The sequence below is a fragment of the Nostoc sp. DedQUE12b genome (assembly GCF_034530835.1).
GTDB lineage: Bacteria > Cyanobacteriota > Cyanobacteriia > Cyanobacteriales > Nostocaceae > Nostoc.
Map to the genome: position 1 here is coordinate 51,871 of NZ_JAVRCI010000039.1, position 10,929 is coordinate 62,799.

A 10,929-nucleotide genomic window follows, 5' to 3' on the forward strand; every position below is an offset into this window, starting at 1 on the left:
TACTGATACATCAGCTTGAATTAATTAAGGATATCGCAGATATCTTGGAGAGTTTCACCTCTTGGAGGTATAGAATGATTAACATCACCTCAGAAATTACTCTAGCATATTTATTTAGACTAATTCGGCTTTGAATATAAAGTTGTCTTATTGCATTTATTTATTTTAAGCATAATTACTGATTAACAAAAACTATACAGAATTTATAACAAAACGCATCAAAAATTTGATATTTGTAATAAAACTTTACATTGCTGAATATTTATGGTTAAATTTGAGTCAGTTTCATAGACATTTCTAAATGAAGTCTTAAAAGGGCAGTAACCTTAACGACGAGACTGTAGTTTAGAGCAGAAAACTGATGTTACAAACGTAGTTGAGTTTTATCTTATAAAGTTCATCTAAATTCTTCAAAAAAATAATATTACGACTTTACATTAATTTTATATAATTACATACAAAATGAAGATTTTGTAAAACCTATTTTTCATTCAGTATATTTTCCTGCAATAGGATAATGTAATTTTATAATTGTGTGTAAGTGCTTGTGTTTATTTGGTAAAACAGAAATTTGATCTTTTGGATTCAATCGCAATTAAAAGTTTCATTTCAATCAATAAAACATGGGGTGAAAGTATGGTGACTAGTAAATTAGATATAATAGAAGATATATTGGGCAATTTTTCAACAATAACAAGTGGCGTCTACTGACAAATTTGCATCTAAATAAAAGTATTACGCTCAAAAAATGATTCGGAAATAAAAAAGCACAAATATAAATAAACAATTAATTTATATTTTTCTGGAAAGGATTATAGGCATTTTGTAAATTCAGATGTATTGGTCATATATAATTAGCTTGGTTACATCCATTCCAAGCCACTTGAATACTTGACGACAATGGCTCTGATTAGAGTTGAAAGAAGGTGATTAAATATTAGATGTTGCTGATGGTGAAAAAGCTGAATAATATATAAAAGCTTTAATGACAGTTTCAGAATTTAAATTGACTGCTGACTGTCAAGACTCTTTATTGGACGGAAAAATTATAGATGGAATTAAGTAGATTAGTGATTCTATTGATGAGATCCTTCTCCCGGATAAATCCTTAGATTAAATTAGCTACTATCATCCTTTTGAGCATTTTAAAGACGTTTTGGATATCAAAGAGGCATTAAATTTATTGAAAGTGGGCAGTAAACTTGTCCCCCACTATATTCTAACTAACGAATATGTAGAAATCTGGAATAATAAACGGATTCAGAAGTCCAATGTTGACAAAGCAATCACAATTTTTGACAATACAGCTGCAAGCTTGGCTGGATGGGGTGTATATGAAGGCTTTGCTAGAACCTATAGTCTTACTGTGTTTAAAACAAGAATTATTGATAATTTTTCGAGCAACTGCTATGCAAAAATCTACAAAGTTATTGTAGGTGCAAAACCTGTACCAGATCTCAAAAAAATTATCATCAACCTCTTCTCAATGCTGAAATGAAGTTACTGGTAATAGTTGAAAGCTAAATAGCAACTTTTGAGTTTAGTAAGTATTATAACAGTTTGCAATTGCTTGGAGTCAAAACAATTAGTAGGGACGCACAACATACCTGTGTGCTGTTAGCGTGTATCATTCAAAACTGCTATATGTTGGTTATGTGAGAATTAATAGTATTCTGCTCATTTTTTATAGATTGGGGGCTGTATTTGCTCACATCTTTTTTTAGTCATAAACCTTTAATAATTTGCGTTCTCATATTTAATTATTTTATGCCCACTGGCCTTAATATAGAAAATGCAGATAAATAGTCAAACATCAGAATATAAGCAAAATATTACCTTAAATACCTTAACTAACATCATCGGCACTCAAGTGTTACAAGAATTGAATGACACCCAAGTAGTTCATCATCAGGATCTGTGCATTCATCAAATGTTTGAGATGCAAGTAGAGCGATCGCCCCAAGCAATTGCTGTAGTATGTGAAAATACACAACTTACTTATCAACAGTTAAACCAGCGGGCGAATCAACTAGCGCACCACCTACGTGCTTTAGGCGTTGGGCCAGAAGTACTTGTAGGTATATGCCTAGAGCGCTCCTTAGAGATGATTGTAGGACTACTAGGCATTCTCAAAGCTGGAGGCGCTTATGTGCCTTTAGATCCAGCATATCCCTCAGAACGTTTAGCTTTTATTTTGGAAGACACCCAGACACCAGTATTGTTAACCCAAGAAAAATTAGTCAAGAACTTACCACCACATCAGGCACAAGTGGTTTGTCTGGACTTAGATTGGCAAGGGAATATTCAAAACAGTCAAGAAAATCCTGTAAATCAAACTACGGCTGATAACCTCATCTACGTAATCTACACATCTGGTTCTACAGGACAGCCCAAGGGTGTAATGATCCCTCACCGTGGTATCTGCAATCAACTCCACTGGAAGCAAACAACTTTTGGATTAACTCACGCAGACAAAGTTTTACTGACTATTTCTTTTAGCTTCGATCCCTCAGTGTGGCAGATATTCTGGCCATTGTGCTTTGGGGGGCAATTGTTCATAGCTCGGCCTGGTGGACATCAAGACACTGCTTACCTTGTGAAGGTAATTACTGAGCAGCAAATCACCGTCCTGGCTTTAGTACCTTCCATACTGCGTGTCTTATTGGAAGAAAGGGGAATTGAGAATTGCCGATTCATCAAACACATTACCTGCGGTGGTGAAGCTTTACCTGGGGAACTTATAGAACGCTTCTTTGCCCAACTGAATTTGGACAATGTTTTACATAATTGCTATGGCCCAACAGAAGCTTCCATTGATACCACTTTCTGGAGTTGCCAGCGCGGTACTAATTATGCTATAGCACCTATTGGTCGTCCGATTACCAATGCAGAGATTCACATCCTCGATGACAATTTGCAGCCAGTGCCTGTTGGTGAATCAGGTGAACTGCACATTGGCGGTATTGGTCTAGCGCGAGGCTATCTTAACCGTCCAGAATTGACCACAGAGAAGTTTATTTTTAACCCCTTTAGCTCTGAACCTGGGGCACGCCTTTACAAAACTGGGGACTTAGCACGTTATTTGAGCGATGGTAATATCGAGTTCCTTGGTCGGATTGACCACCAAGTTAAAATACGTGGCTTCCGAATTGAATTAGGAGAAATTGAAGCCATACTAGCTCAACATCCGGCACTGACGCAGACTTTAGTCATAGCCAGAGAAGATGTGTCTGGGGACAAGCGACTCGTGGCATATATTGTTGCCAGTCCAGAGCAAATTCTTAGTCAGGCTGAATTGCGTCGCTTTTTGGAAGCTCGGTTGCCAGAATACATGGTGCCTGCTTTCTTTGTATTTTTGGACACCCTACCATTAAATCCCAACGGTAAAATAGACCGCCGCGCCTTACCTGCACCGGATACATCTGATATTAAGCTGTCAACTAACTTTGTTCCACCTCAGAATTCGATAGAAATAGTCTTAGCTGGCATTTGGGCGAAAGTTTTGTGTTTGGAGCAAGTAGGCATCCACGACAATTTTTTTGAATTGGGAGGCCATTCACTGCTGGCCACTCAAGTGATGTCGAGAGTTCGCCAAGCTTTTCAAATAGAAATACCGTTGCAACTATTATTTGAGAATCCCACGATCGCTACTTTAGCTCAAGCGATGCCTACGGCAACCCGAAGCAGGAACGCTCAAAACCAAACTCCAGAAAACGATCCCCAAAATCAGACCATTCCTCAAATAGCAAACCGCAAGTCAGCCCCTTTATCCTTTGCCCAACAGCGAGTCTGGTTTTTGGAGCAGTTGGAACCTAACAGCGCAGCATATATTGTCTCCAATGCACAGCGCTTAACGGGCAAGTTAAATGTGGGTGTATTGCAAAAGTCACTAGATGCGATCGTTGTCCATCATGAGGCATTGCGAACCAACTTTATTACATCACCTGATGGTAGCCCCATACAAGTAATTGGTACGCCTCGGCCAGTGGAACTCAAAATTATTAAGGTAACAAAAGACCAAGTAGAATTTCTCCTTAATCAAGAGGTGCAACGCCCCTTTAACTTAGAATCTGACTTGATGCTGCGTGCTACTTTGCTCCAGGTAGACGAACAGGAGCATATACTCTTGTTAATGATGCACCACATCGCTTCAGATGGTTGGTCAATTGGTATTCTCTGGCAGCAGTTAATAGCGCTTTATAAAACCTTTTTGAGTAATAAGCCTTCCCCATTAGCAAAATTGCCCATTCAGTATGCGGATTTTGCTGTGTGGCAGCACCAATGGCTATCAGGTGAGGTGCTTTCCAGTCAAATTAACTATTGGAAAACCCAATTAGCAGGTGCTAATACTGTACTGGAATTGCCCACCGACCGACCACGGCCACCAGTGCAAACTTACCAAGGAGCAGCCGAATCTCTGATGCTACCGCAGACTTTGAGTGCATCACTCACAGAACTCTCGCATCAGGAGGGTGTCACTCTATTCATGACATTGTTGGCAGCTTTTGGGACAATACTGCACCGCTATACTGGGCAAGAAGACATTCTTATCGGTTCTCCCATTGCCGGACGTAACCGTTCTGAGATTGAAGAGTTAATTGGATTTTTTATTAACACCGTTGTTTTACGGACTGATTTTGCCGACAACCCCAGTTTTCGTTCAGTGCTAAATCGAGTTCGCCAGATGGCATTAGCTGCTTATGCCCATCAAGATATGCCCTTCGAGAAGCTGGTAGAAGAACTGCAACCAGAGCGAGATACCAGTCGTAACCCACTGTTTCAAGTGTGGTTTAATATGCTCAACTTAAGGGACATCCAACTAGAACTACCTGGAGTGGCTATCGAACCAGTCTCGATCCTAGAAACAGCTTCTAAGTTCGACTTAACCCTTTACGTTACAGAACAAAATCAAGGAATCCAACTTGATTTAGTTTACAACACCGCTCTGTTTACTTCAGAACGGATGATGGAAATGCTTCATCAATTCCATCACTTGCTAAATCAAATTGTTGCTGCTCCAGAGAGGAAAATTAGTTTATATTCTCTGGTGACACCAAAAGCGCAACTTTTGCTGCCAGAACCAAGGGCGGTTTTACCAGAACCACAGTATCAGTTGACGACAACAATGTTTACCTCTTGGGTAAACCGTACCCCAGAACATTCATCACTTCGTCAAGGAATTCGCACTTGGAATTATGGGGAATTGGGCAAAATCGCTCAAACCTTAGCACAGGTTTTGTTATCTCACGGAGTAGAGCGGGGAGATGTCGTAGCCGTATATGGTACACGCAGCTTTGGGCTAATTGCCAGTATGCTAGGCGTACTCTTGAGTGGTGGTGTGCTACTCACCCTCGATCCGAAACTTCCCAGCCAACGCCAGCGCCTAATGCTACAGGAAGCTAAAGCTAAATACATATTATATATTGATGGTCAGCGTCCAGAAGACGACAAGATAGGGGAGCCTTTAACTAGCATCTGTGTCAACCGAGACACAGGAGAAGCTATAAATTCCCAAAAGAGTATTGAAGCAGTAAATCTACCTGAAATCGCTGACGACGATGCAGCTTATATTTTCTTTACTTCCGGCACTACTGGTGTGCCCAAAGGGGTGCTGGGGTGTCATAAAGGGTTGGCGCATTTTCTGAACTGGCAGCAACAGACTTTTGAAATTAATCAGCAAGACCGCATTGCCCAATTAACTGGTCTTTCTTTTGATGTCGTTCTTAGAGATATCTTTTTACCTTTAACTAGTGGTGCAACCCTATGCTTGCCAGAAGAAGAGTATAACTTAGAACCGACTCGAATTCTGCGTTACTTGGAAAATGAGCAAATTTCTGTACTCCATACAGTTCCTTCGCTGGCTCAATTATGGTTAGCGAATGTGCCGTCAGGAGTATCTTTACGTAACTTACGCTGGTTATTCTTGGCTGGAGAACCTCTGAAAGAAACCCTTGTAGTTCGCTGGCGGGATGCTTTTCCTGAATCTGGTGAAATAGTTAATCTTTACGGTCCGACAGAGACAACCTTGGCGAAATGTTATTACCGAGTACCTGTTGAGTGTAACCCTGGTGTACAGCCAGTAGGATTACCGTTGCCTCAAACCCAAGCACTAGTTTTCACACCAAATCATCAACCATGCGGTATTGGGGAACCAGGCGAGATTGTAATCCGAACTCCATTCCGCAGTTTGGGCTATATCAATGCCCAGCAAGAAAACCGTTCTCGATTTGTCAAGAACCCTTTTCGGAACGATCGCCAGGATTTGCTTTATTATACAGGCGATCGCGGATGCTATCGTCCAGATGGCTCTCTAGAAATTCTCGGTCGCCAAGATCATCAAGTCAAGATCCGGGGGATACGCATTGAGCCAGGGGAAATTGAAACGGTGTTAGCCCAACACCCAGATGTACTCCAGACTGTAGTAATTGCTCGTGAAGATGTTCTTGGCGATCGACGTTTGGTGGCTTATATTATACCGAATCAAGACTCAGCAATTGCAATTACTGATATCCGTAGCTTCCTCTCGACAAAATTGCCACAGTACATGCTACCTTCGGCTTTTGTCGTGCTGGACACCATGCCCTTAACTCCCAACGGCAAGGTAGACCGCCGCGCTCTACCAGCACCAGACTTATCGAGGCAAGAGCCAGAAGCCAGCTTTGTTGCTCCCCGCAATCAAGTGGAACGTCAATTAACCCAGATTTGGGAACAAATTTTAGGTGTCCAGCCGATTGGTGTTAGAGATAATTTCTTCGAGCTAGGAGGACATTCTATCCTAGCAGTAAAACTGTTTTGGCAAATTGAAAAGACATTTAATAAAAACCTGCCTCTTGCTATTCTTTTCCAGTCAGGGACTGTAGAAGCTCTAGCCAAAATAATCTGTCAAGAAGAAGATTTAACAACAAACTCGGTTTTAGTAAATACCTTAAATCAGTCAAAATCTAGCTGGTCATCCCTAGTAGAAATTCAACCTAACGGCTCCAAGCCACCTTTTTTCTGTATTCACGGGCTGGGTGGAGAAGTCTTATGTTTCCGTGAATTGGCATTGCATCTGGGGACAGAACAACCGTTTTACGGATTGCAACCACGAGGGCTAGATGAAAAACACCCTCTCCATACCCGCATTGAAGATATGGCAGCGCACTACATTCAAGAAATTCAAACCCTTCAACCTCATGGCCCTTATTTTCTCGGAGGTTATTCCTTTGGGGGTACAGTTGCCTTCGAGATGGCCCGGCAACTCTATAAGCAAGGCGAACAAATTGGCATTTTAGTTATGCTTGATAGTTGCCGTATAGGTTATAGCTGGCAAGCGCCATTTCTGAAGCGAGTTTTTTTGCATTTAAATAATATTGTTCAACAAGGGCCTAACTACGTTTGGAAAAAGGTTGTGAGATGGAGTTATTGGCGTAAGCGAGAACTGCAAAATACATATAACCGTTACTTGGAAGACGTACTTCATGTACCTGAAACTGACAAGCATTTAAAGGTTATAGATACTAACACTCAAGCCCTTAGTGATTATATTTTTTCACCTTACCTTGGTGGAGCTATTCTTTTGCGGACAGAGGATCAAAATCGGGACGAAGCTATAGGCACAGAATACGCTCCTCAATTCGGCTGGGACGAGGTAGTAGTTGGAGGATTAGATATTCATTACCTTCCCGGATCTCACCTTGACATACTTAAAGAACCCCATGTACAAGTATTAGCTGAAAAATTGAGAAATTGCTTAACTCAGGCGCAATCTCAGATTGCAAAAAATTAATTTGAACTTTTTTGTTAGTTCACCTTCGCACAACTCAGGACTGCTGGGTTGTTTTGCCATTTCATGGTCTAAACTTGAAATAATAATAGAAAAATGCTTGCTAGTGGTAACTAGAGTGAGATAATTATTCTGTGGAACTGGAATATTGGTAAAAATCCAATAACCAAAAGACCTGACCGATTTAAGAATGCGATGAATATTGCTAGTGTCACAGATTGAACAGAGGGAATGATTGTGGCACTAATAGCTGGAATGACTATCGTTGTTAGATTTTAAGTTGGCAAGCAATCCACAATCCACTGATGCTATATAGAAGATTTGGGCGCACAGAATTACAGATGCCAGTGTTTTCCTGCGGTGGCATGAGATATCAGTTCAAATGGGAGGATGTTCCCAATCATGAAATTCCTGCTGATAACCAGGCGAATCTGGAAGCGACTATTAGAAAGGCAGTCGAAGTTGGAATTAATCATATTGAAACTGCCCGTGGTTATGGCACTTCTGAAATGCAATTGGGGAGAATATTACCCAAGTTTCCCCGCAAAAAGTTGATTGTTCAGACAAAAGTCAACCCAAAGGCAGATGCGAAGGAATTCCGGGAGACATTTGAACAATCCTTGAAAAATCTCCAACTAGATTATGTTGACCTTTTAGGGTTGCACGGTATCAATCATCCTGAGTCGTTAGATGACAGCATCCGTCCCGGCGGCTGTTTGGAAGTAGCGCAGCAGTTGCGAGCAGAGGGAAAAGTTAGATTTATTGGCTTTTCCACACACGGCTCGACAGATATGATTGTGCAGACAATTAATACCAATCAATTTGATTACGTGAACCTGCACTGGTACTACATTAATCAATGGAATTGGGCAGCAATCGAAGCAGCTAAACGCCAGGATATGGGGGTATTTATTATTAGTCCATCTAATAAAGGAGGTTTGTTGTATGAGCCTCCCCAAAAATTAGTAAATCTTTGCGCTCCCTTGAGTCCAATGGTGTTTAATGATTTGTTTTGTTTGAGCCATCAAGAGGTACATACCCTGAGTTTGGGAGCAGCAAAACCACAAGATTTTGACGAACACCTGAAGACTTTAGAATTACTAGATCAAGCATCAGAAATTTTGCCGCCAATTTTAGCAAGATTGGAATCAGAAGCGATCGCTACTTTGGGAGAAGATTGGGTAAAATCCTGGGAAACAAATCTACCAACCTTTGACGAAACCCCTGGTGAGGTAAATATTCGGGTGATTTTGTGGCTGCGTAATTTAGCGATCGCCTACAACTTAGTAGACTTCGCTAAAATGCGCTACAACCTGCTTGGCAATGGCGGCCACTGGTTCCCCGGCAACAAAGCTGACCGGCTAGATGAATTAGACTTGCGGCAATGTCTCGCTCGTCATCCCTACGCCGATAAAATCCCCCAACTTTTGGCACAAGCTCATCATTTGTTGGCGGGTGAAGAAGTAAAACGTTTATCTCGCACTTGATAAATTGCATAAATAGGGCATTGGCTATTATGGCGTATGGGAAATAGTAAACAATAGACTTCTTGGCATTTGTCGGGGTAAAGGGGAAGGTGGGGCCCCCTCTGGGGATAAGGGGCAGGGGAAAAGGGTAAAAAAAGTCAAAATCCTTTCCCTTTAACCTTTTCCCTTTTCCCTAAGAGTGCAAAAATATATTTTTGCAAAAGGTCTAATAATTATCAATGCCCAATGCCCTTTAGGAGTGATGAGTCATGAGTGCTGAGTGCTGAGTGGGAAATCTCACTTATATTTACTCAGAACTCGGAACTCGGAACTACTATGCCCAATCCTAATCAGCTTTTTTCGTATCTGCTGATTTAACTGCCTTCGGTACGACTAGCACCTTATCAACGCGATTACCATCCATATCCATCACTTCAATTCGCATACTTTGCCATTCAAAATGATCTGCTGCGGTAGGAATACGACCTAAATGGGTAATCACAAAACCGCCTAATGTTTGATAACTGCCACGTTCCTCAGATTCCCACTCTTCCATCCCAAAAAGTTCCAAAAACTCTTCTACAGGCAACATCCCATCCAAAAGCCAGGAACCATCTTCGCGTTGTACAGCTTGTGGTTGATCCTGCCCATCCGTTGAAGGAACGTCACCCACGATTTCACTCATGATGTCGTTGAGAGTAACTAATCCTTGAATCACGCCGTATTCATCCACTACCAACGCCATGTGAGTGATAGTTTGCTTGAACAATTCCAAAACTTTCAAGCCACGGGTGCTTTCTGGCACAAATACGGGCTGTCGCAATCCGATCGTTAAATCTAGTGGTTCCCCTCGGAAACTCCTGGCTAATAAGTCGGTGACAGGGATAACACCCAGCACATTGTCAAGTCCCCCCTGACAAACTGGATATCGTGAATAAGCACTATCAACCATTTTTTGGCGATTTTCTTCGGGAGAGTCGTCTAAGTCTAGCCAAACGATATCGGGACGGGGTGTCATCAAGTAGCTGACAGGGCGATCGCCTAAACGAAAGACTCGCTCTACCATATCCTGTTCAGCTTCCTCAAAGGTTCCCGCCTCAGTGCCTTGCTCAATTAAGATTTTAATTTCTTCTTCGGTGACTTGCGGCTCGGTAGAAGCTGTAATTCCCAGCACTCGTAAGATCAAATCTGTAGAAGCACTTAATAAATATACCATTGGCGAAGCGATCGCCGATAAGGCACGCATTGGAATAGCTACAGTCGATGCAATTCTTTCTGGGTTGTTTAATGCCAGACGCTTTGGTACTAATTCGCCAACAATCAGTGACAAATAGGTAATGATCAAAACAACTATTCCAAAAGATATCGGTTCACTATAAGGTGCTAAAAAGGGTACAAGTCGCACATAGACTGCCAGTCGGTTGGCAATTGTTGCTCCTCCAAAAGCACCAGTTAGGATACCGATGAGGGAAATACCCACTTGAACGGTTGACAGGAAATGATTTGGAGACTCTGCTAATTTCAATGCTGCCATTGCCTTGGCATCCCCTTGATTAGCAAGCTGTTGTAACCTTACTTTCCGTGCCGAGACAATCGCCATCTCAGACATAGAAAACACGCCATTGGCAATAATTAGCACCAAAATGATTAAAATTTCAAAAGTGATGGAGGACATGTTTAAAATTGCCGCTTATCAGA

General features: G+C 41.5%; 4 protein-coding genes. 3 read left to right on the top strand and 1 reads right to left on the bottom strand.

Features of this window, described 5'->3' with window-relative positions:
- Window positions 1–1,156: 1,156 nt before the first annotated feature.
- The 3 genes from RMY16_RS19290 to RMY16_RS19300 all read left to right on the top strand — a co-directional run bounded on the left by RMY16_RS19290 (window position 1,157) and on the right by RMY16_RS19300 (window position 9,252).
- Complete coding sequence (locus RMY16_RS19290; RefSeq protein ID WP_322737771.1) at window positions 1,157–1,498, top strand: hypothetical protein; 342 nt, start codon at window positions 1,157–1,159, stop codon at window positions 1,496–1,498.
- Between the two features lie 294 nt (window positions 1,499–1,792).
- On the top strand, window positions 1,793–7,768 hold the full coding sequence (locus RMY16_RS19295) for a non-ribosomal peptide synthetase (RefSeq protein WP_322737772.1): 5,976 nt from the start codon (window positions 1,793–1,795) through the stop codon (window positions 7,766–7,768).
- 302 nt (window positions 7,769–8,070) lie between these two features.
- Complete coding sequence (locus RMY16_RS19300; RefSeq protein WP_322737773.1) at window positions 8,071–9,252, top strand: aldo/keto reductase; 1,182 nt, start codon at window positions 8,071–8,073, stop codon at window positions 9,250–9,252.
- Window positions 9,253–9,577: 325 nt separating this feature from the next.
- On the opposite strand, the gene RMY16_RS19305 is transcribed toward RMY16_RS19300, so the two are convergent.
- Window positions 9,578–10,906 (bottom strand): hemolysin family protein, encoded by a 1,329-nt coding sequence (locus RMY16_RS19305; RefSeq protein ID WP_322737774.1) that lies wholly within the window; start codon window positions 10,904–10,906, stop codon window positions 9,578–9,580.
- Window positions 10,907–10,929 lie beyond the last annotated feature (23 nt).

Bases quoted from the DNA above. Each gene is read 5' to 3' on its own strand.
- RMY16_RS19300 (WP_322737773.1), top strand. From the start codon at position 8,071: ATGCTATATAGAAGATTTGGGCGCACAGAATTACAGATGCCAGTGTTT.
- RMY16_RS19305 (WP_322737774.1), bottom strand. From the start codon at position 10,906: ATGTCCTCCATCACTTTTGAAATTTTAATCATTTTGGTGCTAATTATT.
- RMY16_RS19295 (WP_322737772.1), top strand. From the start codon at position 1,793: ATGCAGATAAATAGTCAAACATCAGAATATAAGCAAAATATTACCTTA.